The sequence below is a fragment of the Nitrospira sp. genome, from assembly GCA_024998565.1.
Taxonomy (GTDB): Bacteria; Nitrospirota; Nitrospiria; order Nitrospirales; family Nitrospiraceae; genus Nitrospira_A.
This window is the reverse complement of sequence record JACOEM010000007.1, coordinates 53,112-77,932: the sequence shown is the minus strand read 5'-3', so window position 1 is coordinate 77,932 and position 24,821 is coordinate 53,112. Positions and strand designations below refer to the sequence as shown.

Annotated in this window: 22 protein-coding genes; 2 read left to right on the top strand and 20 right to left on the bottom strand. The window is 58.1% G+C overall.

Annotation, left to right across the window (positions count from 1 at the left end):
• Window positions 1-5: 5 nt before the first annotated feature.
• Window positions 6-2,018 carry an NAD-dependent DNA ligase LigA gene (gene ligA, locus H8K11_12530; protein ID MCS6264574.1) on the top strand — a complete coding sequence of 671 codons (2,013 nt, stop codon included), beginning with the start codon at window positions 6-8 and terminating at the stop codon, window positions 2,016-2,018.
• Here ligA and H8K11_12525 read toward each other — a convergent pair.
• From H8K11_12525 to H8K11_12490, 8 genes are all read right to left on the bottom strand, one after another.
• Complete coding sequence (locus H8K11_12525; GenBank protein MCS6264573.1) at window positions 1,993-3,306, bottom strand: HlyC/CorC family transporter; 1,314 nt, start codon at window positions 3,304-3,306, stop codon at window positions 1,993-1,995. The two genes, ligA and H8K11_12525, sit on opposite strands and share 26 nt — an antisense overlap.
• Window positions 3,307-3,573: 267 nt before the next feature.
• The gene (locus H8K11_12520; protein ID MCS6264572.1) at window positions 3,574-4,281 is read right to left on the bottom strand and encodes a septal ring lytic transglycosylase RlpA family protein; all 708 of its coding nucleotides are present in this window, start codon (window positions 4,279-4,281) and stop codon (window positions 3,574-3,576) included.
• 8 nt (window positions 4,282-4,289) lie between these two features.
• Window positions 4,290-4,700 (bottom strand): ACT domain-containing protein, encoded by a 411-nt coding sequence (locus H8K11_12515; protein MCS6264571.1) that lies wholly within the window; start codon window positions 4,698-4,700, stop codon window positions 4,290-4,292.
• 39 nt (window positions 4,701-4,739) lie between these two features.
• On the bottom strand, window positions 4,740-5,018 hold the full coding sequence (locus H8K11_12510; GenBank protein MCS6264570.1) for a cupin domain-containing protein: 279 nt from the start codon (window positions 5,016-5,018) through the stop codon (window positions 4,740-4,742).
• A 16-nt stretch (window positions 5,019-5,034) separates the two neighbouring features.
• Entirely contained in the window at window positions 5,035-6,147 is a 1,113-nt protein-coding gene (locus H8K11_12505) for a fructose 1,6-bisphosphatase (protein ID MCS6264569.1), read from the bottom strand.
• Between the two features lie 248 nt (window positions 6,148-6,395).
• Window positions 6,396-6,632 (bottom strand): hypothetical protein, encoded by a 237-nt coding sequence (locus tag H8K11_12500; GenBank protein ID MCS6264568.1) that lies wholly within the window; start codon window positions 6,630-6,632, stop codon window positions 6,396-6,398.
• A 636-nt stretch (window positions 6,633-7,268) separates the two neighbouring features.
• Window positions 7,269-7,676, bottom strand: a complete 408-nt coding sequence (locus H8K11_12495) for a hypothetical protein (GenBank protein MCS6264567.1) — start codon at window positions 7,674-7,676, stop codon at window positions 7,269-7,271.
• Window positions 7,663-7,806 (bottom strand): hypothetical protein, encoded by a 144-nt coding sequence (locus H8K11_12490; protein MCS6264566.1) that lies wholly within the window; start codon window positions 7,804-7,806, stop codon window positions 7,663-7,665. Before H8K11_12490 ends, H8K11_12495 begins: the two co-directional genes overlap by 14 nt.
• A 436-nt stretch (window positions 7,807-8,242) precedes the next feature.
• Here H8K11_12490 and H8K11_12485 point away from each other — a divergent pair, with 436 nt between their 5' ends.
• Window positions 8,243-8,587: a hypothetical protein gene (locus tag H8K11_12485; protein ID MCS6264565.1), complete on the top strand. Its 345-nt coding sequence runs from the start codon at window positions 8,243-8,245 to the stop codon at window positions 8,585-8,587.
• Window positions 8,588-8,774: 187 nt separating this feature from the next.
• Here H8K11_12485 and H8K11_12480 read toward each other — a convergent pair whose 3' ends face one another.
• From H8K11_12480 to H8K11_12425, 12 genes are all read right to left on the bottom strand, one after another.
• Window positions 8,775-9,182: a hypothetical protein gene (locus H8K11_12480; GenBank protein ID MCS6264564.1), complete on the bottom strand. Its 408-nt coding sequence runs from the start codon at window positions 9,180-9,182 to the stop codon at window positions 8,775-8,777.
• 43 nt (window positions 9,183-9,225) lie between these two features.
• Window positions 9,226-12,030 (bottom strand): sigma 54-interacting transcriptional regulator, encoded by a 2,805-nt coding sequence (locus H8K11_12475; protein ID MCS6264563.1) that lies wholly within the window; start codon window positions 12,028-12,030, stop codon window positions 9,226-9,228.
• A gap of 572 nt (window positions 12,031-12,602) precedes the next feature.
• Complete coding sequence (locus H8K11_12470) at window positions 12,603-13,247, bottom strand: hypothetical protein (GenBank protein MCS6264562.1); 645 nt, start codon at window positions 13,245-13,247, stop codon at window positions 12,603-12,605.
• Between the two features lie 9 nt (window positions 13,248-13,256).
• A complete protein-coding gene (locus H8K11_12465) occupies window positions 13,257-14,324 on the bottom strand; it encodes a trypsin-like peptidase domain-containing protein (protein MCS6264561.1) in 1,068 nt (355 codons plus the stop codon).
• A 52-nt stretch (window positions 14,325-14,376) separates the two neighbouring features.
• Window positions 14,377-14,736 (bottom strand): hypothetical protein, encoded by a 360-nt coding sequence (locus H8K11_12460; GenBank protein MCS6264560.1) that lies wholly within the window; start codon window positions 14,734-14,736, stop codon window positions 14,377-14,379.
• Between the two features lie 356 nt (window positions 14,737-15,092).
• Window positions 15,093-15,725 (bottom strand): LPP20 family lipoprotein, encoded by a 633-nt coding sequence (locus H8K11_12455; protein MCS6264559.1) that lies wholly within the window; start codon window positions 15,723-15,725, stop codon window positions 15,093-15,095.
• 264 nt (window positions 15,726-15,989) lie between these two features.
• The gene (locus tag H8K11_12450; GenBank protein MCS6264558.1) at window positions 15,990-17,216 is read right to left on the bottom strand and encodes a hypothetical protein; all 1,227 of its coding nucleotides are present in this window, start codon (window positions 17,214-17,216) and stop codon (window positions 15,990-15,992) included.
• 156 nt (window positions 17,217-17,372) lie between these two features.
• Complete coding sequence (locus H8K11_12445; GenBank protein ID MCS6264557.1) at window positions 17,373-18,290, bottom strand: hypothetical protein; 918 nt, start codon at window positions 18,288-18,290, stop codon at window positions 17,373-17,375.
• 54 nt (window positions 18,291-18,344) lie between these two features.
• Complete coding sequence (locus H8K11_12440) at window positions 18,345-19,187, bottom strand: tetratricopeptide repeat protein (GenBank protein ID MCS6264556.1); 843 nt, start codon at window positions 19,185-19,187, stop codon at window positions 18,345-18,347.
• 32 nt (window positions 19,188-19,219) lie between these two features.
• A complete protein-coding gene (locus tag H8K11_12435) occupies window positions 19,220-19,453 on the bottom strand; it encodes a hypothetical protein (protein ID MCS6264555.1) in 234 nt (77 codons plus the stop codon).
• Window positions 19,454-20,556: 1,103 nt separating this feature from the next.
• A complete protein-coding gene (locus tag H8K11_12430; protein ID MCS6264554.1) occupies window positions 20,557-24,099 on the bottom strand; it encodes a vitamin B12-dependent ribonucleotide reductase in 3,543 nt (1,180 codons plus the stop codon).
• A gap of 318 nt (window positions 24,100-24,417) precedes the next feature.
• Window positions 24,418-24,792 carry a DUF4359 domain-containing protein gene (locus tag H8K11_12425; protein ID MCS6264553.1) on the bottom strand — a complete coding sequence of 125 codons (375 nt, stop codon included), beginning with the start codon at window positions 24,790-24,792 and terminating at the stop codon, window positions 24,418-24,420.
• Window positions 24,793-24,821: the final 29 nt, after the last annotated feature.

Sequence of the window (24,821 nt, the reverse complement as noted above, 5' to 3'; positions counted from 1 at the left end):
AGCCCATGCCTCATCAGACAGCCGAACAACGGATCGCCGATCTTCGTCGCCAAATCCGCCATCACGATCACCTCTATTACACGAAGGACCGGCCGGAGATTTCGGACGCGGAATACGACCGGCTCTTCCGCGAGCTCGTCGACCTCGAAACGGCGCATCCCGACCTGGTCACCGGCGACTCGCCCACCCAACGAGTCGGCGCACCACCGCTGGAGGAACTCATCAAGGTTTCCCACGAGAAACCGATGCTGAGTCTCGATTCGATTACCGATCAGGAAGATGTCCGGGCCTTCGACGCGCGCATGAAGCGGGAGCTGGAAACCGACCAGATCGTCTACACGGTGGAACCGAAATTCGATGGCCTTTCGGTGGAACTGGTTTACGATCGGGGCGCCTTCGTCCGTGGTTCCACACGAGGAGACGGCATGGTCGGCGAAGACGTGACGATCAATCTGCGAACGATTCGCGCGCTGCCGCTGCAGCTCGATCCCCAGCCCTCCCTGCCTGCGCATTTGGTGGTGCGCGGAGAAGTGTATATGCGGCTGGATGAATTTCAGGCGCTCAACCGTCGCATGACGGAACGCGGCGAGGAAGCGTTTGCGAACCCACGCAATGCCGCAGCAGGATCGTTGCGGCAGCTGGACAGCCGCATCACCGCGTCGCGACCCTTGACCCTGACCTGTTACGACATCATGGCGATCTCCGGCACAGCTCCACCCACCCACTGGGAGGAGTTGGACGCCTTGGCCGCCTGGGGACTTCCTGTTCCCGAACACCGGCAACGTTGCCGCTCGATTGACGAAGTCCTCTCGTTCCAACAGGCCACCGATGCGATGCGGGACTCGCTTCCCTTTGAAATTGACGGCGTGGTGGTCAAACTCGACCGCCGGACGTGGCAGGACCAGCTGGGCAGCAAATCCCGCAGCCCACGTTGGGCCATCGCCTACAAGTTTGCCCCCCGAAAAGAGATCACGGTCATTCAGGACATCGCCGTCTCGGTCGGTCGGACCGGCACCCTGACGCCGTTGGCCCTGCTGAAACCGGTGGAGGTCGGAGGTGTCACAATCAGCCGGGCCACCCTCCACAATGCAGATGAGGTCGCGCGAAAGGATGTCCGCGTGGGTGACACGGTCAAGGTGGAACGCGCCGGTGACGTGATCCCCGCCATTGCCGAACGGGTCCCGGTTCCCGGAGAGGTGAGACAGGAGCCGTTCGTGATGCCCGACCACTGCCCGGTGTGCGGCTCGGCAGTGGCGCGTGAAGGGGCCTACTTCTACTGCACCGGCCAGACCGTCTGCGTCGCCCAACTGAAGGGCGGCATCGAACACTTCGCCTCGAAGAGCGCGCTGGATATCGACGGGATGGGAAAGAAGACGATCGCTCAACTGGTCGATGTCGGGTTTGTCCGGGACCTGGCCGATCTCTACAGCCTGACCAAAGAGCAGATACTCACGCTGGAGGGATTCGCCGACCGATCGGCAAGCCTGCTCCTTGAATCGATTGAACGCAGTAAATCCGTCTCACTGGAGCGGCTCTTGATGGGGCTGGGAATCAGGCAGGTGGGGCAGCACATCGCTCGCGTCCTGGCGAAACAGTTCGGTACCCTGTCGAAGCTGATGTCGGCGACGCAGGAGGAATTGCTGCAGGTGCGCGAAATCGGCCCGGAGATTTCTGCCAGTCTCGACTCGTTCTTCAGCGAAGAACGGAACCGGGCGGTGATTGCCCGCCTGATCGAACGAGGTCTGACGATCGCTCCCCCGACCACTGAGAACGCAGCCGGCAGCCAGAGCCTGGCCGGCAAGACGTTCGTCTTTACCGGTGGGCTGGCCAACTACACCCGCGATCAGGCCAAACAGTTGGTGGAACAACAGGGGGGACAGGTCTCGTCGAGTGTCAGCAAGAAGACATCGTTTGTGGTGGCAGGGACCGATCCGGGGTCGAAACTGGACCAGGCCCGGAAACTGGGAGTGCGGGTTCTGACGGAAACGGAATTTACCGCTCTAGTGACGCCTGAGTGACAGAGACATGCTCATCGACGATGGGCTCATGCGTGATGGGGTGTTTTTCTTCCTTGTAGATATTGACGCTCTTGATGACCCGCGGGTCCGCCTCATGAATGACCAGGCGACAATTGGCGATATGCACTTCTTCACCGACCTTGGGAATCCTGCCCAGTTCATGCTGCACCAGACCGCTGATCGTCACGGCATCGTCGCCTAAATCCACCTTGAGGAAATCGTTGACCTTCCGGACCTCGGTGCGTCCATGCACCAGGATCTGGTTCTTACCGATACGCTTGATCAACTCTTCGGTGATATCCGTCTCATCGACAATCTCGCCGACCACCTCTTCCAGCAGGTCTTCCAACGTGACCAGGCCCATCACACCACCGAACTCGTTGACCACAATCGCCATGTGGCGTTTGTCCAACTGAAACTGCTTCATCAGGTCGTCCGCGGATTTCGTATGCGGGATAAACAGAGCGGGCTGCGCGATGTCGCGAAGCTTCATCTCCGTATGCCCTTGGGCCAACGCCGTCAACGCCTTGGTCTTGTAGAGAATCCCGATAATGTTATCCAACGTGCCTTCGTATAACGGGATACGCGAATACTTGGACTTGAACAGGAGTTCCTTCGCTTCGCGCAGATACTGATTGCAGTCGAGCGAGAACATGTAGATACGCGGGGTCATGCAATCTTCCGCCGTGATATCCTTCAGCTGGAAGACGTTCTTGATCATCTTCACTTCCTGCGCCTCAATCGCGCCGCTCTTGCTGCTCTGATCGAGCATGATCTTCAGCTCTTCTTCCGTGACGAAGGGCACGTTGAGCCCTTTACCGCCGGTCAACTTATAGATGAGGGGCACCACGAAGAACATGATAGGCGTGAGCACCTGCTGAGCCGCATAGGCCGGATAGGCCATGTTCAACACCACGGGAACCGAGTACTTGGCCGCCAGAGTCTTGGGCACCAGGTCGGCAAACACCAACAGAACAAAGGTCAGAATACCGACCAGGACCGCGAAGGCCTCGCCCAGCACACCTTCCAGCCCCTGCCCTCCGAATCGGTTCAGCGCAATAATCGTGGCCAGCGATGCGGTGGCGGTGTCGATCAGTCGATCTCCGACCAGGATGGTCAGCAGGAGGCGTTGCGGATCGGTTCGAAGATGGAGGGCCATCTCCGCCCGCTTGCTGCCCGTATCGGCCAGCGCCCTGAGCTTCGTATCGTTGACGGAGTAGAATCCGACTTCAACAACAGAAATCACCGCGGACAACAGAATGAGGACTATCAGAACGATAATGTCCATAAGACCTATCGAGGTTAGAGGTGCAGACTCACGTTGAAGGAGTGAATGGTGGAACCTTGGATCAGTCCGAAGCCTTGGGTTCGAACTGCAAGACTTGCCCTCTGTCGTGAGAAGACGACCAGACCGGGTCCTCTCGGGTCACTTTCATCCATCGCGTATTACAATTAGCACAGGCAGACAGGCGCATCAAGCATTACGACACTTCCATGCCGAGCACAATTAGTCAGCATATCAGTCATTTAGACTATTTACCATGCTCCCGCACCCTCAAGGATTCCCCGTAGTCGCCCCCGGCGCATCGTCGCGCACGATGAATGGATCGGTCTCCAGTGCCCGTCTCAGATGCGCGGCGGCCTGCTCGGCTGCGACCTCCGTTTGAAATTGTCCCGCATACACCCGATACCGGCGACCATCCGGAAGATCGACGCCGACGATCTTTGAGCCAGGATAGGCACTCCTCAATCGTTCGACCAAAGCTCGTGCGTTGGCCGGATCGGCAAAGGAACCGACCTGCACGCGCAACACCCCCATCCCCCCGGCTCGTCCCTCGTAACTGATCACCCGGAGTTCGATTTCATCGGTACCGCGCCCGACCATCCCGACAGCCTGGGCTCCGGCCAAAGACAGGTCCAGAATTCTCCCGCGCGCAAACGGCCCCCGATCGTTGATCCGCACGGTCACCTGCCGGCCGGTGCTCAGAGATCGCACGACCGCCACCGACCCCAGCGGCAACGTCCGGTGCGCCGCCGTCAATTTGTGCATGTCGTAGACTTCACCGTTTGCCGTGCGGTTGCCGTGGAAGCCGGGCCCGTACCAGGACGCGCTGCCCCGTTCGATAAACCCTAACGGATAGCCGGGTGGATACGACGGACGCGCCGGACTCCAGCCGGAGCAGCCGCTGAGCCATGTGGTGAGGAGAAACGCGAACAGGGGGAGAAGAAGACGGCTGGTGCTTGTCCTCTTCTCCCCCGGCATAAGGCGGATTAGAATTCGTCGAGTGAATGGGTGCGCAGCACCCCGAGGGCTTTGGTCGTATTCGAAACGGTCAGCACCACGATCGCGCGTTTGCCTTCCCGCGACGGGGTGCAATAGCCGCACTTCACATTGATGCGAGCCCTGGTGAGCGAATCGGCCACCTGTTTCAAGGCGCCGGGCTTATTCTCCAGACTCAAAATCAGGGCGGTCTCTTCACGGAACTTGATCTTGGATTTTCTCAGCGCAATACGAGCCGTATCCACATCCGCCACAATCAGGCGAAGCTTTCCCGGACCGGTGACTTCGGGCGCAGAGAACGCCTTGATGTTGACTCCCGCAGCCCCGAGCACGGCCGCCACTTCAGCCAGCACTCCAGGCTTACTCTGTCCACTCACCACAAATTGCGTCGTTGTCGGCATGGGCTCCTCTCCCTCTGCTGAGTCAGTTCGTCTCGGATGTTAGCGACTGTATCCATACAGCCACTTCACGCTGGTGCCGCCGATGTTTCTGACGGTATGGGACACTCCGGCCGGAATGAGGATCTCCTCGCCCGGTTCGGGCCGGACACACCGGCCCCCGAACTCCAGTTCCAACCGGCCCTCGACCGGCATCACCAACTCGTCGGTCGCGTGGCGGTAATCCTCCCACACTTGCCCGGGCGGATCAACCCAAAGATCACAACTGAAGCCCCGCGCCTGCCATTTCCTGGCGACTGCCTGCTGATCGACCGTGACCATAGTTCTCCGCAACCAGCTACACCGTTGCCCAGCGACCTTCCAACTTCTTCATAATCTGCGGCATGGTCGTGTACTCCATGTCGTCGAGGGGCAACCGGTGCGGTTCAAAGGGACCGTGCATCCGTAACACATCGGCGATCCGGTTCGCATCCCGGCGCGCTTCATCATACGACGGATCGTCGAACATATCCCGCGGCCCGACGAGTTTGCCGTCAGCCAATTGAAATCCCAGACAGGCGACGCGCGGAGGCCCATCGAAGCGGGTCGGCGTCGCCTGCTTCACCGAGACCGGCATGAGCGGACCGTAATGCGAACCACGCATCCAGCCCTCGATGATCCAGGGATACCGGAACGGATCGAGCACTTCGCCCACCGCTGGAAAGTTCTGCTGCGCGCGGACGATCATCACCGGGTCGTCTTTCCCGACATACTTGCCCGCAATGAGCGAGAGCCGCTCCGTCGACGAGGCCGCCGCAATCGTCCCGTCCGCCCGTGAGTACACGTACTTGATCGTGTACGTACCGGGGGACCCGATGAACATCAACATGTCGTAGAGTTCTTCGGGACAATCGAACAAGATCTTCTTGTGCTCGTAGATATCGTGCACCTCGAACCGGAATCCCTGGTGCAGCGTGGGCGCAATGACGAGACCCGCCGTATTGAACGGATCGGCGAACATCTTGTACAGGGGGAGATTCCAGGCACCCGCCGACGTCTTGTCCGCCATGAAAATCAGCACCGGATCGGACTTCCGTTCCACAAACTCCATCTCGGCCACGCCCGGCCCCTGCCCCCGCACATTTCCACTGAAGGCATCGGCCAGCAGATCCTGCCCTGCGCCGTAGAGATGCAGTTCCTTCGCGACGGCAGTGCCGGCCTCGAATGTATCCCAGGCAAGACGGTGGATCCGCTCGTGATCCACGCCGTGACGATGCGTCATGATGAGCTGCAAGTCATCGCCGCAGGCCGACACATGGTAATCGACGAGCAGCCCGCCGCTTTTCGCCGCCGCAAGCTTCTCCCTTGCGCAATCCATCAAGGCCGGATGCATAGCCGAATGCCCGACGAAGCCGCCGATGTCCGCCTTGATCACACTCAACGTGATGGTCTGTGAGCTCTCCGCTGCCATGTTGCACCTCTGGGTGATAAAGCCTGGTTGCTGGCCTCTGCGCCGAATCTCCAGCGTCGGCCCTGGAAGGTCCTCATCTCGGAATGAGCAAAGGCAATGCCTGAGTGGCTATTAGCAAGGAAGAGGTGAATGTGAAGGTGTTACGGGCTCCGCGTGAGGTCGCCGCCGGTCATACCCGTGGAGCGGCGCTACAGCGGAAGCCGATCAGCTGTAGCAGAAGGCAGCAGGCCCCATTCGTACCTGTAGTGTCAGATCGCCTTTCTTTTTGATTCCTGTACCGAGCTGACACCAGGCGATACTTCCACCCAGGACTGAACGTTGGACGCGTTGACCGAGGGTTCACTAAAAAACCACGCCAGCTCTTTGGATTCACCGCTATCGAAATGGAGCTTCTGCTCGCGGGTCCATTCTCCCTCTGAACTGGACAATCGTGCCTTCACGCGAAGGAACCCTTCTTTCCCCTCATTCCTGATGGTCGTCTTCACGCGCACACCCGCGTCCGGCTCACCGTTGATGAGGCCCACGTCCGCGACCTGATGCACCTCGACGATGTGACCAACCGCTTCATTCCCCGGTCCCAGCCTCCGACATACGCAAGCCCCAGCACTGCAACAATCGCCCCAAGGATAAAGTTTCCCACGAGACACCTCCTGTGGTGAAAATTCAGACACGTCCTGCGTTATTCATGCTGAAGGGACTGTGGGCCATCTGCGTCCGACCCCACGTTCAGGAAATCCAGTGCTGCCAGGATGCTGATCGAGACGATGAGCGCGAGTTCCAACATGGCATCCTCCATTTCGTAGTGGGTTATGCCAATGCGATACCGCAATCCTAGTGCCAGCGGGTCCACGCAGGAGATGATTCGGGGCACTACGTCAAAATCTCTTGTGAAACCGAGTGTATCCGAGGAACCCTCGAGAAAAAGCGGGAGGAGGAAGCTGACGCCATTGCCATTCCAGGCGAGCGGCGTCCCCGCAAAATGGAGGAGCTCGCCGCGCCCTGCAGGGAAGAAGAGGCCAAAAACGGTTGGACCGGCCTCAGCGCCGCAGGGTGATCGGGAAGTCTGGAACGGTGTTGGGTTTGGTGGTCCCTGGGGGTCTGCTTGCCGCCGGTGAGTTGCTTCACTCGCTCGGAGAGATACAGATCCAGCATGTTGATGCTGATCGTGCCCTTGCTCGTATCGTCTGCCTTGCCGCCCAGGCCTTCCACCAACGCCTTATTAAAGACCCCGTTTCCCCAGGCTTGATCTTCCAGCGAATATTGCCTGCCAGTCGAGGAGGCAAAGACCACTGCGCCGTTTCGGCGCTGGCCAGCTCGTTGACCACGACGTTAATGTCCGCGACACCCCGCCTGGCACCCATGATATTGCCGGGATGGCAGGTATCCACGAAAAACAGCGCCTTGCCAGCAATCGAGGCCAAGGGGTTCTTAATGTCGGAGAAGACCACGCCGGTCCGCAGCAGCTTGTCCGGATTGGCATTCGTCGGCAAGAAACAGCAAACGCCATTGGCACCATCAGTCCAGACCATCGAGTATTTCATCCTTGGTCGCCCCGCCGTCGGTGAGGACCTTGGCCGTCACATCGCGATACAACGAGCCCTTCTGGCTCTGAATTACCTCCACAAAATCCTGTGCGACCTTGGCGGGAAAGCAGACCATACTTGGCTACTTCGCGCCTAAGCCCGGCTGACTCAGGCAGGCCAGTATCCTTCTGAGGACTAAATCTTATGTGACAATGGTCGTAGGATAGCCCTACCGCTACCCTCAGATATCCCCCAGCTTATTGAACCCCCTATTCCTCCCGCAGCCTCTCCCGCGCCGATCAGCCATCCTGCAGAAATCCGTGATTCTGTCGCTGAGCGGCTGCCCCTTGCAACCTTGGGATTTTTGAGCATCCTTTCAGAACCCCCGCAGCATGCCGGGAACGGACGGAATCTCCCCACAGAGACTTCTTAGTGGCTGAAGCCACTTTTCACTTACATCTCAATGCCTTGCGAGACTATTCCCATTCAAACGGTCTCGGCACCCGCCTTGCTCAACACAGGAACAACTGCGATTGAACCGAAACCCACGTTCCAAACAAAAGGAGAATGCCATGATGACTAAATTCCTGATTGCTGGCCTTTGCAGCCTCTTACTTCTCATGCCGGTAACCAGTCAGGCTGCCGACTATCGCTTCGTCGATCGGGGCGACACGTACTATCTGGACCACCTCTTCGAGAATCAGCTGGTCGTCGTCCTGGGCAAAGAGAACGGGTGGGTCAAAGTGCGGTATCTGAACGGAGCCGTGGAGTGGGTGGCACCGAACCGGCTCATGACTCAGAGCCAGTCCCGCGCCAACGATACGGCTGAGCAGGTAGTTGGGACCGGCGTGTTCTTATTGGCGCTTTACTGCCTGGCCAACCCTGCGGCCTGTTCAGATTCACCATCCACACGTTAGTGAGAGACCACTGTGCGTAAATGCGCATCCAAGCTCATTGCTCCTCCAGAGGGCCTGTGTGAAGAATGCATCTCCCACAGGCCCTCCCTCAGGCGACCAGCTCAGTGATCGTCCCTTTGATCAGCCGATCTTCTAGACATCTCGAAGACAACAACCCCACCATCGTGACCTGCATGCCACTACCTCGTCAGTCATGCCCCTCCCGTTCCAGTCGGTCGCGAATCTCCGGCGCCACCACATCCCCCGCCTTCATGAGTGGAATCACGACAGCCAACGTCTGGAGCAGGAATCGCCTCCGGCCTTCGAATTTATCCTCGGGGTGAACACACGACGCGACAGCCTTGACCCGACCTTCAAGCGCCGTCAGCTTGGCAACAAGGTTGAGGGCCTGCGCCTCAAACTCGACACTGGTCAGCTTCTTCTGAAAATATTTGTGGTGCGTATTAATGTAGGAGGTCAGCGTCATCGCCCCACTCAGGAACTCCGATTTCCATTTCTCGCAACCGCCGGCCTGGGCTGAAGGAGTAGAGAACACCCCCAGCACATACAGGATGCAGCACACCGTGAAACCAGTCACTGACCATGCAGGAGTCATCGGTTCCTCCTTCTTCGCCCGCGCCAGCCTACTCACCGAGCGCCTACCCGCCACCCTCCATGTTGAGGCGGACCAGCGTCGCCAGCGCCTCCTGATAACGCTCCGGCAGATTCTTAAACCGCTTCCGGCACCCGGTCAGCGCAGCTTCCGTTGAGGGATACGTGGCCACAACTTTGCCCAGATGCTCGACATACTCTTTGAGCTTGACCTCCACCAGTCTGGTCAATCCCGGTTCGCCCGCCAGACTCGCTGCCGCCGCCCGTTCATCGCCTTTGGTTTCTACCATAGCCTGGAAACACATGCCCTTTAACCGTTGCATCACCGTACTGCGATCCCATCCGAGGGTCGCGCCGGTGGCCTGTAAATCGAAGCTGTGGTCGCGGAGCACCCGGAGTAACGCTTGATCGCTCTTCCGTGGGTCTCCCTCCGCCTCCGACGACAGGGCCGACGGCACCTCAGTCGTATCGCGTGGTGTGAGAACCGCTGGGCCGGTCAATCGCAAATCTTGTTCCAAGATCATGGGCCCGTCCGTCAAGATCACGGCATTCTCGAGGCACCGTTTGAGCTCCCGCACGTTGCCCTTCCAGGGCCACCCCTTGAGCCGCTCCATGGCCCCTTGTGAGAGAACCATCTGGGTGCGGCCGCGCTTCGCTGTGGCTTGCTCGACAAACGCCATTGCAAGTTCCGCGATGTCGTTGTGTCGTTCACGCAGCGGCGGCAAATACAACTCGATTCCATGCAACCGATAATAGAGATCTTCTCGAAACCACCCTTCCGCAATGCCCCGCATGAGGTCTCGATTCGTCGCGGAAACCACACGCACATCCACTCGAACGGGCTTTCGCTCGCCGACGCGTGCAACAACTCCCTCCTGCAGAACGCGCAGTAATTTTGCCTGCAAGTCGGAACGCAGATCGCCGATCTCGTCGAGAAAAATCGTTCCCTTGTCGGCCTGAAGGAAATACCCCTCGTGATCATGCACCGCTCCGGTGAACGAACCGCGAAGGTGGCCGTAGAGTTGGCTTTCGAAGATGTCCGGGGGCACAGCCGCCATGTTGACCGCCACGAACGGCTTGGCTGCTCGCTCGCTGAATCGATGCACGGCTTGGGCGAACAACTCCTTCCCGGTTCCCGGTTCGCCTAGGATGAGGATCGGCGCCTCGCTGCGAGCGGCACGTTTCAAGTCCTTCCAGCACTGTAGCAAGGCAGGGTCTCCGGTGACGATGCCATACCGAGCGCACTCCTGCTGGACCTCCTCTTGCTCTTCTGTGGCCAGCGCTCCACGCCCTGGCTGCACGGCCTTCATCGACGCAAGCCTGCCCTCCAATTCCTTCACCGCGAGCCTCGTCTCGTTGGCGTCACATTCCGCGGCCTGCAGTTGCTGCTGCAATGACGAGATCGTCCGCTCGAAGAACGTCTGACGATCGACGCCCATCGCAGCATCCGCCTTCGCCGCCACGAAGTCTTCCTCCAACTGATCCGCTCGGGTTTCCTGCTGCGCAAGTAACACTTGTTTCGTCGCCAGCGCACGATGCAATGCAAGCTGCTCGTTCTCCAAGTAGCTCACACGGTCCGTGGCACGCTGCCGCGTCCAGCCAAGCGAGAGCAGAGCCGCAACGGTCAAGGCCGCAAGCGGCGAGAGCACAGGGAGGACGAGCCCGCCGAACCCCATGACCAGAAACGTCGTGGCCGCGTAGGACAGGCCCAGCGCACCCGCCACCACTGGTCCGCCCCATCCGGAAAGGAGCGTCATTGCGGCAGCGGCGCCCAGGCCTAGAAAGAAGGCCACCAGCCAGCCGTTTGACGTGCTAAGCTCGCGCAGGATCTGCTGGGTTAGGATCGTGTTGGCGACATTGGCCAGAATGAAGCCGCCCGGCGCGTCCACCTCATAGGGTGTTCGGCGCTTGTCGGACCCCAGCGCGGCATGCACGAGGATCACGAGCTTCCCCGCGACCTGCTCCCGTAGCTCTGCCTCGCGCCCCTCAGCAATCGCCTCCCACACATCAACAAACGACAAGTAGGGAAAGGCGCCGTCGGTCCAGTGACCTGTGTAGCGAATCAACAGCCGCCCTTGGGCATCGACCGGTATCGAAAAGGTCCGGTGACGTCCATCTGGAAAACGCGCGTCGCGAAACCGGAGCGCGTCGCCTAGCCCCAGCTCAATACGATCAGGAGGCACACGCAGGGCACTCGCCGCCATCGCGACACCCAAGGCAGGCACCGCTCGGCCTCCGACTGCAACAAAGGTGGGTACATGGCGATAGACCCCGTCTTCATCAGGCCAAGCGGCGATATGCCCGACCCCGGCTGCTGCCGAAGACAACGCGAGAAAGGGGCCCTCGATACGAACGGCTTGCGGAAGCGCATCCACCACATGGGAATCGAATGTGGGCATCATCGACTTGAACACATCCGGAAGGGTCGGTGGGGCGGTAACCCCCTGACCTGCCGACGCGACCGCCATCGGATACAGCACCGTACCAGCTCCACTGGTCGCCGCGATCAGGGCGCGATCACTGGCCCCGTTACCGCGCTCCATCGGGCTGACATCGGGCATGTGAAAATCGAGCGCGATGGTTCGCGCGCCGGCCCGGCCTAGCGCGGCAATCATTTTGGCAAAGACCGCGCGGTCCCAGATCCCGGCCCCGAACTGCCTATCGCTCTCCGCGTCACGCCCGATCAACACGATCGCAGGATCGGCTTTGCCCGCACCCTGCCAGCGCATCCGGAGATCATATGTCGCCATCTCCCACGACCCGAGCAATTGCGGGAGCATCGTGGTCAATCCCCAGACCAGGCTCGTCGCGAGTAACCCAACTACACCGACAATCATCCACCGAGAAGGCATCAGAACTCCTACATCACCCTCACACCGTCATGGCCACAGCACTTTTCGACCGAGTCGGCAGCCGACCACAAATCCGGTACGGGCCGGTCCGGAAAAACTGTGACGCGCGTTCGGTTTCGTGCGGAATGGGCATCGTGGCCACCGCTCAAGATGCCCCAGTTTGTTGAGCCACGTAGTCGCCTGCGTTCTTGCCCTCTACCCGCAGATTCCGCCTGCCGATCCTGGCCAACGAGCGCAAGAGTGCCCGTACCAGGGACGGGAGGATGCGGGCGTGGCCGACGGGATGCAACTTGTGAGAGAGACAGTTGTACGCAAACAGTCCTAACTCAATCGCGGCCGCTGTAGTTGCCGCGCTCGATCCAGATCGTTCGTGCTGTTGACGCGTCTCCAGTGTAACGTCGAATCAAGAGAGCAATCGCATTGAGCGCCCTCGCTTGGTCGGCGCCACAAGAAAATTCCGATGGCCACCGGATCTATCGGTGCTCGTATTAACCTCGCCTAGATTCACCACCCGATGAGCACGCATATGTCATCCACGCGCTGCCTCTGCTTTCCTGCCGAATCAGTTCTCCTCAACAATTCCGTCCCGTCTCCGAATGCGCTCCAGGCGCTCCCAACATATCGGGCGGCTTACAAGGAGCAGCCGGCTTGAGCGGTTTGCCGATAGGGTCGAGATGTTCCACCTTCTCGGCCAAAGCCTTGACCGAGGCCTCCACCTCCGCTGGACCTGATTGCTCCTTGCGCTTCCTCCCCAACAGCTCGTCCATCTCGTCCCCCGAGGCCTTCGCGCGCTGCCGAGTCGCCGCAAACAGCTTTTCCTCCATTTCCTTGGTTTCTTTATACAACGCTTCGATCTCCTTCAATCGCGCTTCATATTCGGCCTTATCGACCAAACCAGCATTGTAGCGATTACAGAGTTCGACATACCGCGCGATGGTCCCATGCACAACCTTGTCCCAGGCCACGCCCGTGGTTCGGCTGAATCCGATGGACGGAATAATGTTGAAAATGAACTGCGCGACGGTGAACGCCGCAGAGACGTTCATGGATTTCGTTTCGTACACGGAACAATCCAACTTGGTGGCGGGCGGCTCGACCGCCGTTGCGGCCACCAGCCCCGGACCAATCGCGATCAACACCGCCAGTAGGGCTATGCACGAGGCCCGCCCCCTTCCCCGGGCTCGCGCCCACAACCATTTTCGACCTATAGCTTCCATGACTGCTCCTCACCGGCGCTTACGAATTTCGTCCTGCATCTGTTCCATTTGTGATTCCAAATCTTCGCTGACCTGCGCCAACCCGCGCATCAGGCGATCCAAACTGAACGGCCGGACCGGCGGCAGCCCCGGACCGGCTTCCGGCTTCGCCTCAGGTTGATTTTCCAACACCGTCGCCGGTTGCGGTTTGGCACTCGGCTGAGTGCGCCCAGAACCGGCATCGTTGCGCGGTGGAACTTTCTCGGCTTCGGTCGATGGAGTGGGCTCCTTCCTCACCTCACCAACCGGTGGAGAAGATTTCGCATAGGCGACCTGCACGCCCTGCTTGGCCAGCCATTCCTTGGCCACACTGGACTTCACGGCGAAACTGATGCTGGTGATCGCCAGGCCGTCTTTCGCCTTTCTCGCCATCGAGGTGTTGACCCCAATCTGCTGCCCGTTCTCGTCTATGAGCGGGCCCCCGGAGTTACCGCGATTGAGTCCCGTTTCCGTCTGAAAGACGTGCTTTCCTGGTACGTTGGTGAAGTTCTCCCATTCCGCACTAATCACTCCGGTCGTCAAACTCCAAAGGCCACCTTGCTCCGGATGTCCGATCGCAAGGACACGCGACCCGATGGTGATAACTCCGGGATCGCCCATCGGCAGTACCGGAAGCATGGAAGCGGATCCCTCCACTTTCAACAAGGCGAGATCCAACTCCGGATCATGGGCAACCAAGGTCGCCGGCAATCGACGGGTAAGGTCGGTCTTGTCGTTCCCTGTAACCCGATCAGGTCGCAAGAAGACCCACAGCTTCCGATAGGGAGCCTTTGCCTCTCTGTCGAAAATCACATGCGAGTTCGTCAGGACAAGACCCGACGGATCGATGATGGACCCGGTTCCGGACATCGCACCGTCCTCCGAACTCCCTACGACCAAGACCACCGCCGGAGCGGCAGTGGCATAAATTTGAGCCGGCGTCGAGGCCCCGACCGGAGCGGCAATACAAAGAATGAGTCCGACTATGACCCACAGGACACCGGAATGGGCCAGGAGAGCTGCGCCCTTGTAGCGTTTCGTGCTGCACTCGTCCATCATGTTCTTCTCCATTGCTGGGTAGCCTCATCAACCTCAGAGGCCACCCCATTCCTCACAACACCTCAAACTCGATTTCCTTTACGCTTCGCGTTCCCTGTGCATCGGCCACGCTGATGCGCACGATGTGCTTACCCGCTGGGATCTTAGCTTCTTTGATTTGAATCCCGTCCGCTGTTGCGTAGTCGCGAAGCCGGTCGGTGATATCGAACGGAATGAACTTCACCACAGTGACTTTGAGGCTGGTCACATCCACCGGCCCCGTTTTCGGCACAAAATTGATCTGAATTTCGACCGGGCCAGACGCTTTCCCGCCAGCGTTGGGTTTCAGGATTTCGATGGTCGGCCCAAGGTTGCTTTCCTGTCGGCCCACATCCAATGGTGCGCCCCCTGGCGCCTCAGCTCGCGGCGCCAACGCAGCTTCCTGTGGTGTTATGAGCCACCCGTCTGGCGATGACATCGCACCTACTATTCCGACACAGAACAGCCCGACGGACAGTACGGCTCCAGCCACTCTCGTTCGTATGCTGAAAGTCACGCCTCGTTTCATCTGTATCATGTTGTTCTCCACTCGACTTGTACTGGAGATATCTCTATGCAAGCGGATAGAGACGCCGGTTCCTGCGCCCTCTATCCGATTACATGTCCCTTCTTCCTTACTCCCCTTTACAGTATGGCTAGCCGACCGGCTCGTCACATGCACATATCGCTGTTTGACAGCAGTCCGGCAAATTTCGACATGTCACGTTACTCAGTACTGGCCGAAACACATTAGCTGCGCTTCTTCCGATCGAGTTCCTGGTTCAGCTCGTCGTGCGCCTTGTCGGCATTCTTCCTCACAAACTCCCGCAGGTTGGCATCCAATTCTTTGAACTGTCCGCTGGCCGCAGCATAGCTTTTCATGATGTCCATAAATTGTTCGATGTCGAGCCGTGCCAAGGCATAGGCTTCGTTTCGCAGAGGATTTTCCCAATATTGCACAACCTGCGCACCGACCAAGGTCGCTTCGGTCACCTGTTTGAACGTGTCTTGAATATGCTGCTCCACACTCGACTTATCCATACTGCCCGCTGTCGTTTCGGCCATGTATTGTTTCTGGAGCCCAGCGACGTAGACCTGCAAGGTGGCCGCAAGGTCGTTTCTGGATTGACCCTCCGCCGCCTTCCGACGCAACGCAGGGTTATAGATGCCCGCACTGTTGCCGACCCCATACAACACCCGACGCTCGCCGCTGAACGCCGCCCCCTTCTCGGTAACCCACTTCGGCAGATCCTTGACCTCCTGAATCGGCGTATCTGTTCTGGCCAGAGGGCCACCTTGCTGCGGCTTTTGTCCCGCACATCCCACAACCAAAGTCGCCACCGCCAGTGTCCCTGTGATCACTACCGTCTGTAATCGCCTCATGTCTCGCCTCCTCCTGTAAGAATGATTGTCCGGTTCCCGACTTCCTGGTATTTAATCGCCCCAGACCGCGATACAGGAACTTCAGAGCAACGTTCGTTCCTGCGCAATTCATCACACTAACTGTCTGACTAATCGATGATTTCCTATATTCATCGGCTTAAGACCCGGATCGGCACAACCTTATTTCCCCGCACGACTCGGGGATTATTCCCACGCTGCGTGAGCAATGTTCGTTCGCTCCGCCAACGTCTCCTTCGATCTGCTCTAGGGCGCGGCGATGGTCGGCGCGCTGATCCGATTCACGAACAGGTCATCATAGGGTTGGCTCTCCTTGTCCAGCACATTCGATTCACTTGCGAGCAGGGCAAGATTCGGTTTCAGAAGCGAGAGGTTCACCACAATGCGCTTCATACGCGCAACCGCAGGGTCTCCGCCCATACTGGCAATCTGCCTCAATTCTTGCCCGACTCTCGGTATCGCCTTCGGTAGGTGCAATGCCGTGATGCCAACGAGAAAGCGCGTTCCCCCAAGCAATCCCTGTGCAGTGTCGACCACGGCTTGAACATTGATGGCTAATGCCCGTTGCTCGATGGTAAAGGCGCCGGACTGATTTTTGATTTGCCCCAAGGCGACACTCAATTGTTGCAATGACACCTGGTACGCGCTGACGGCTTCGTCATATTCTTTTTTCTCCGCCTCGAACTGCATTTCCAACTCCTGAAGGTCCTTGCCTAATGCACCATCGTCTCCTTTTTGCGCGGCTTCTTCCGCCGTCGCCGGATTTCCAAACGTTTGGGCTTTGAGCTGGCGAATTCGTTGTGCAGACTCCTCCACATCTCGGTAGGCTTTTTCACAAGTTTCTTCTCCCTGCAGGACTGCCTCTCGAAATTGCTGAAGATCCTCGCGGTTCTCCGCCAGAGCCAAGACCGCTTCCATCACATTCGGGTGGAACTCCGCTGCCTTTCCGTCGAACTGGGCGCTGAAAATCTCCCGTTTCGGGATGAAGCCAGGATGATAGTGAAGCAGGCGAAAGAAATTCTTGTCGAATATGGGGTCGTACCCCTTCCCTAGCACCTTCTCTCCGATCGCATGCACATCGTCCGCGGCAGGTGCCTTCGAACGATAACTTCGCTCGTAATACAGGTCTGGTGGTGAGGTAAAAAGCCGTCGTTGCAACTCCAGGGCACGGCCTGTCCAGGGAGATGGCCGGAAACCCCGGGCCGACGCATACACGACTCGCTGCTGATAGGTTTCTTGGAGGGCGCGATTGAGATTTTCCGCGTTCAAGGTGAGCGTTCCCTTCATCTCCTGGGGCCACAACGATCCGGCAGATAAGGGCAGCCCTTGAAGCATGAGTTCCCCCAACTCGATCAATCGTGCTGCCGTATTGACTCTCTCCAGTGAGGCTTCCACAGTAGGAATCTCTTGACTCGCAGTCCAGGCCTCCTGCCAGCAGGGCATTCCGCATTTGTGCACCTGCCAAGGCTTCATATCCAAAAACATCCTGGTGCTTTCACAACCCACCACAGTACTCATTAAGGCAAGTGCCAGCACTCCTGATGCCCCAATTTTTCTGATTCGTCCCCATTTGGCTCGCATCGTCATTCCTCCGTTCTATTCGGGAGCAGCCAGATGCTGCGGCCCCCTTTAATCCATCATCTCTAAGTCCTTTTTCATGGACGTTTGCACCTTGTTTCGACAGTCTTCCGCCGCAGCACGATCGATCGTTTGCACGTCCACCCTGGCCTCAGCCCTGGCTTTGCATCGGACATCGAAGGAAGACACCTCCCGATCCTGAAACCGCAGTCTTCCTGTCACACGAAAGTTTCGCTGACGAAATTGCCGATCCACCGATGTCTGGTCCTTTTCCAGTGACACCGTCATCGCTCCGAAGATCATGTTGCCGCGAGCTTGACACTCAGCCTTGGTACTGTCAGTCGCGCACCCTTCCACCTGCGCATCGGCCGGCACGACAGCAAGATCTTCCCGTAATACCTTCTCAAGATGTCCTACCAGCAGGCCCGCCATCTCAACGGTGGGAGGCGATAGATTGAACATCATGACTCGCCGCATCTCGACTTGGTCTTTCGACAACGTCACCAGCGTCCAGAGCATGCAGCTGCCGCGGTCGAGCCATCGGTGTTGGATCTTGGCCCCTTTTAGGGTTTGTTTCGTTTTAGATTCAGCCTTGAGGGAAATTTTATTTTGTTCCTCTTCTCCACACTGTCCTTCACAGAGATTCTGGATTAACTGTTCTCGCACCTTCACACTGATTTCAGCGGCAAGGTTGCCCCGCGCCCTATCTTCCGACGCACGAATCTGCTGCTCAGGACTCTCGCTCAGCCCGGCCTGCCCTACCCCGACGTAGTCGTCCGTATGGGGACGGCCAATTACCCAGGTTGGTCGCTCACTCTCAGGGAGAAAATCACACCTATTTGAGTCGACCGAAGGCCGACCTGCAGCAAGCTCGGTCTTAGTCCCACCGGCAGTGGTCTGGCATCCAGCCAGCACGCCGCAGAGCACAACCATCACGGAGGTAAGTAGCGTCGAGGCAGAACAACTCATGCTCAGAAACCATTTCATTCGCCTGTATAATGTTCGAGGAATAGATATCATGGCTTACTCCGGATTCTTCTTGAGATCCTCAATGCTCTTCTGGTTTTGCATCCCCCTATCCACACGCGCTAGGGCCTCGACATATAGGTCAGACCGCTTAAGATCGATGGCTTTCCGAAGATCATTCAGCGCCAGCTTGAACTGGCCGGTTACTTCATACGCAATCCCCCGGTTGTACCAAACTCGATGTTCAGTGGGTTTCTCTTTCACCTGTTTGCCGAAGCTCTCGACAGCCAATGGCCAGTTGCCCGCCGCTGCTGCCGTCACTCCAGTATCGTTGTCTCCGTCAACGGGCAGAAACGTACGGATTTCTTTCTTTTTCATCGGAAAGATCGCCTTCGCCGTGCGACTCATGACGCGATCGATCAATGCGTCGCGGACTTCGTTCGGCGGAGCACCCGGCCGATTCGTGTGCTCGTCTACCACCCCTTGATGGACCTGATCTCCCATGTACCAAGCTGAAAAGACCGTATTGAGCGTACCGGAGCCCTGACTGAGCGCGCAGGTTGTCACGGTTCCCTTGATCATTAGTGTGTCCTCCGGGTCAGAGAGACCTGGAACGGCGACCGTATAGACTCCCGACTCTGTTACCTTCGTGATCAGTTTCGGCTTGAGTGACTTCGCACACTCCACCGGACCTTGGAATTCTTCGATGTCTACCTCCTTCACCTTCGCTGGGATCGCAATTTTTGGCGGATGCATGACTTCGACCAACACTTGCTTCTTCACAGTGCAGGCCGTGAGAAAAACGAGCACTCCACTCGCCCCCAAGACTGTGGACAGAGCCTTGGTGACGCAAGCCGCCCTGCGCCTCCACGCCTGTGCTGGTGTCGACCCTGCGAGCATCTCTTCCTCCTTTCCGATCATCCTGCCAACGCTCACTGCATCGCCGGCATACAAACAAGTGTGTAAACAGTTCCAGGTTCCCCGTGACGAATGTCCTTCCCGCTCTGCACCCATTGTTCACGAACCTGAGCTTGTTTCAGCAGTACGTCGCTGCCGAAGTCAGATGTTTCGTTCAGTCGAACATCTACCCCTCGGGCATCCCCCTCACTTCTGATCAGAAGATCCGTCTTCACCCGAACCTCGACCGCTCGCGCCAGCTCTGCCATGGCAGACGCATGGCTCCGTGAGCGCGCATCTTCGGGATAATATGTGGGCCCACTTATACCGATTGCACAGACCTCTTGGGTTGAGGCGGGCATGGTACTCAGCCATCCCGGCACTTTCTGGTCAACAGCGCAGCCCGCGAGCCAAAGGAAGATCGTCACTACCATTACCCGCATTTCAGCCCTTCCCGGCAGACCAGACTGGCCTCCCGTCGCTGGCATAACATCGGATGTACTACTCCGAATTCGATCTAATTTCGAAAATCTGCGGAAACGCCCAAACACGTATTTCGATACACCTCTAGAACAGACAGCAAGGTCTATTCCCTAGCGACCGGTGCATGAAAATTGAACTTTTTGTACATATATATGGCCCATCGCCCAGCGTCCCGTGTGGAGTCTGGCAGTTCACGCCCCGCAGCATGCGGGGAAAATCCCCACATGCCTCTTGGAGGCGACGCAATCAGCCTATGCAGAAGTGATCGGCAGAGAAACGTTCCCGGCAACGGGCGAATGACTGAATCAAATAGGCGTGTGACGCGATCGGCGATAAGAAAGGGGAAGAACAGGCAGTCCATCAATCAATCAATTACAATTTTAGACCTAAGTAGTATCCAAAAGACGGGCGGGATAATACGCTGGGAACCCTGAGAACTCAAGGCCTCGGAGCCAGCCGCAACACATTTATTCGATAATTATTTTCGTGCGTTGTCATATTTCAGGCGAGGCGGGATGGTGAGGAAAAATCTGACAAGAAATACAACCATTACACAACTTACTGAGAAGTCATAACTAATCGATCAGAAGCCGACTTTAGCTTCCTCCTCCATGGAACCATGTATTCAAGCCGGAATCGTCTCTGGGATGGGGGATGGAGTGCACTGCTGAACCCACAGTATGCTCGCACACCATTAAGACATGAAAATGCAACCAAATCTTTCGCGGCTATCAACGCTCTTCGAGCACCCGGTCTCAGCGAAAACGTACCTAAAAAAACCGTTCCTGCCTTAGCTTAGTCATAAGGCAGGAACGGCTCTTTCAGATACGGCGATGAGTGTTTCTACGATCTGGCTGTCACCATACCACCAGATGAATCTTTCTCCACACTACGAACACCCGCTGGTCTCTCCGCAGCTCATGCACTTGAGGCAGGTTCCGTTCCGCACCAGCGTGAACTGTTTGCAATTCTGGCAAGGATCGCCTTCGTACCCCTTTTCTTTGGCTTCCTGGCGTACCGAGGTGACGGTGACTGTCTCGCGTTTGAGTTCTACCTTGTGCGCGACGCTGCCGGTTCCCGGTCGGTGGCTATGGCCGTTGCCGCCGTTCATGCCGTTCCGCCGCACGGGCAGATGTTCGGTGAGGATCGACGACTTGGCGAGCGCGGTCATGTCCGCCTCTTCATCCACGCATTCCGGATCCTGCTCATCCTTCTTCATCGAATCCATGCGCAGGTCCTCTTCACGCACCTGCGACAGATCGGTCCGCTCAAGATACGTGATCGCGAGTTCGCGGAAGATGTAGTCGATGATCGACGTCGCCATCTTGATGCGATCGTTCAGTTTCACCGGCCCGTTCGGCTCGAAGCGGGTGAACACGAACGCTTCGACGAACTCTTCCAGCGGCACGCCGTGCTGCAGGCCAAGAGAAATGGCGATGGCGAAGTTATTCATCAAACTACGGAAGGCGGCGCCTTCCTTGTGCATATCGAGGAAGATTTCGCCGAGCGTCCCGTCCTCATATTCGCCGGTGCGAAGATAGAGTTTGTGGCCGCCGATGATGGCCTTCTGCGTGTACCCGCTGCGTCGCGCGGGGAGCGACCGGCGTTTATGGAGGTAGCGAACCAGCACGCGCTCGGCCACTTTCTCAGCCACGGTCATGACGCTGGGCGACGTCTCCGCGCCCTTGCCGCTGTCGGACGAGGCGTTCAGCGGTTGGCTCAGCTTCGACCCGTCACGATACAGCGCCACGGCCTTGACCATGCTCTTCCACGCGAACAGATACGCCGCCTTCACATCTTCCAACGTGGCATCGGCCGGCATGTTGATGGTCTTGCTGATCGCGCCGCTGATGAACGGTTGCGCCGCCGCCATCATGCGGATATGCGCATCGACGGCGATATATCGCTGACCGATCCGTCCGCAACGATTGGCGCAATCGAAGATCGGCAGGTGCTCGAGCTTGAGGTGGGGCGCGCCCTCGACCGTCATGGTGCCGCAGCAATAATCGTTCGCGGCCGCCACATCTTCCTGGGTAAAGCCCAGGTGCTTGAGCATGTTGAAGGTCGGGTCCGCCAGCTGCGCATCGCTGATGCCCAGTTTCTGCCGGCAGAAGTCTTCTCCCAACGTATACTTATTAAAGACGAACTGGATTTCGAACGCCTGCGCCAACGACCCTTCCAGCCGCTCCAGCACCGCCTCGTCGAAGCCCTTTTGACGCAACACTTCGTGATTGATGAAGGGCGCGCCTTTTAAGGTTTGATGTCCCGCGCAATAGGCCCCGATGTCCCTGATCTGGGCATCGGTGTACCCGAGCGCCTGCAAGGCCGGCGGCAGACTCTGGTTGATGATCTTGAAGTACCCGCCGCCCGCCAGTTTCTTGAACTTGACCAAGGCGAAATCCGGTTCGATGCCGGTCGTATCGCAATCCATGACCAGTCCGATCGTGCCGGTCGGCGCGATGACGGTCACCTGCGCGTTGCGGAATCCATAGGCCGCGCCCAATTCCAAGGCGCGATCCCAGGCGCGTCGCGCCGCCAGCAACATGGCCGGCGGACAATGCTCCGGCTGAATTGAGGTCGGCAGAATCGTGAGGCCTTCATACTCTTCATGCGGTGCGCTGTATGCCGCGCGCCGGTGGTTCCGGATGACACGCAACATCGCTTCGCGGTTCCGGTTGTAACCCGGGAACGGGCCGATTTCCGCCGCCATTTCCGCCGAGGTCGCGTACGACTCGCCGGTCATGATCGCCGTGATCGCACCGCAGATCGCCGTCGCCTTCGGTGAATCGTAGGGAATGCTCTGCTTCATGAGGATGGTGCCGAGGTTGGCATATCCTAATCCCAGCGTCCGGTACTCATAACTCTTCTGCGCAATCGCGCGGCTGGGGAACGAGGCCATCAACACACTGATTTCCAGCGCCACGGTCCACAAACGCACCGCATGGCGGAACGAATCCAGGTCGAACTCCCCTTCCACATTAAAAAACTTGGACAGGTTCAACGAAGCCAGGTTGCACGCCGTGTCGTCCAGGAACATGTATTCGGAACAGGGATTGGAGGCGTTGATCCGCCCGTCTTCGGGGCAGGTGTGCCACTCGTTGATGGTCGTATCGTACTGAGTTCCGGGATCGGCGCAGATCCAGGCCGCCCAGGCGATCTTGTCCCAGAGGTCCCGGGCCTTGACCGTCTTGCTGATCTTGCCGTCGATCCGGCGGCGCAATTCCCAGTCGCCATCCCGCTCCAATGCGTCGAAGAACCCGTTCGGAATGCGCACGCTGTTATTGGAGTTTTGCCCCGAGACCGTCTGGTAGGCCTTGCCGTCCCAGTTGGTGTCGTACTCATGGAAAACAAAATGCGTGTAGCCCTGTTTCGCGTAGTCGAACATGCGATGGATATAGGCCTCCGGCACCATATCGCGCCGGGCCGCCGTCACGGCATCACGCAACACCTGGTTCTTCTTCATATCCAGTTCGACTTGCCCCAAACCCTGCGCATCCACCAACAGGCAGGCCTTGAGCACGGCGTTCAGCCGTTGCGCACAAATCTTGGAGCCGGTGACCATGGCGGCCACCTTCTGCTCTTCGACGACTTTCCAGTCGATGAACTCTTCGATATCCGGGTGGTCGAGATCCAAGCAGACCATCTTGGCTGCGCGCCTGGTCGTCCCGCCGGACTTAATCGCTCCGGCTGCGCGATCGCCGATCTTCAGGAACGACATGAGACCGGATGAGCGGCCGCCGCCCGACAAGGATTCACCGTCACCGCGCAAGCGCGAGAAGTTGGTGCCGGTGCCGGACCCGTACTTGAACAGCCTGGCCTCACGAACCCAGAGGTCCATGATGCCGTTCTCGTTCACCAGGTCGTCTTCAATCGATTGGATAAAGCAGGCGTGCGGCTGCGGATGCTCGAAGGCATTGGTCGCCCGGACGACCTCGCCTGACTTCGGATCGACATAGAAGTGGCCCTGCGCCGGTCCCGACAGTCCGTATGCGTAATGTAGGCCCGTATTGAACCACTGGGGGCTATTGGGTGCCGCCATTTGGTGGGCCAGCATGTAGCACATCTCATCGTAGAAGGCAGTCGCATCTTCCGGCGTTTTGAAATAGCCGTAATTTTTGCCCCAGAAGGTCCAGCAACCGGCCAGCCGGTTGAACACCTGGCGGGAGTCGCGCTCCCCGCCGAGTACGGGCTTGCCTGCGGCATCCACCACCGGCGTGCCGTCCTCATGGACTTGCGGGACGCCGGCCTTCCGGAAATATTTTTGCGCCAGAATATCGATCGCCAGTTGCGTCCAATGTTCGGGGATGTCGATATGGTCCAATTTAAACACGGTCGATCCGTCTGGATTCCGGATCTCCGAGGAACGTTTTACGAACGCAAGACCCTCATAGGGGCTCTGCCCACGCTTGGTGAATCTTCGTTCAATCCTCACTGGCTCCTCCTTCGGCAGATGCGAAACGTTCGGTGCAGAGAACGGTCGGCGATGATGTGTGGGGGTGTGACTGGAAAAGATGGTTTCCCATGGGGGTCAATCTCTTCCATAACCGCATTGCATACTAGATATAGTGATCCCATTTTTTTGTCAAACAAAATGTTGTGGCACACCTGTGATTAATGGGGATAAGCTGGTGATAGCGTCTCCGCTAGATTTGATGCTGCTTTTAGTCATTTTTCACAGAGTTATCCACAGCGATCCGGAGGCTGTGGAAGGAGGTTTTCTACAGGGAGGCGAGAAAATTTCTGGCACAGCTTAAAAAGCCAACCGACCGACCTTCAACGTCGCCTCCTCGACCCCTCGCAAGGGCACAAATCGACCGGCCACACCCAGCACCAACACCGGTTGATCCAGCACATTGGTCTCGAACAGACTGAGCAAGCCCCAGTTGTTTCTCGTGGTGTTCGGCCGAACGACGCCCTCCACCAGTTTGGGGCCTTGCGCGCGAAAGACGGCCTGAATAAGGTCGCGATCGTGGCGCGGCCCCGATTGGTCCATCTTTTCGATTTCAGCCAACAGGCGGGCTTCGACAAAATGCACATAGGCATCCATCGTCGGATTGGTCGCCGCCAGCCCGACGGCGATCAGAAGGCCTGCCACCAACCCGGCCAATTTCAGGTTACTCATCATGTCCCTTGTCGGGAGCAGTACGCGCAGGC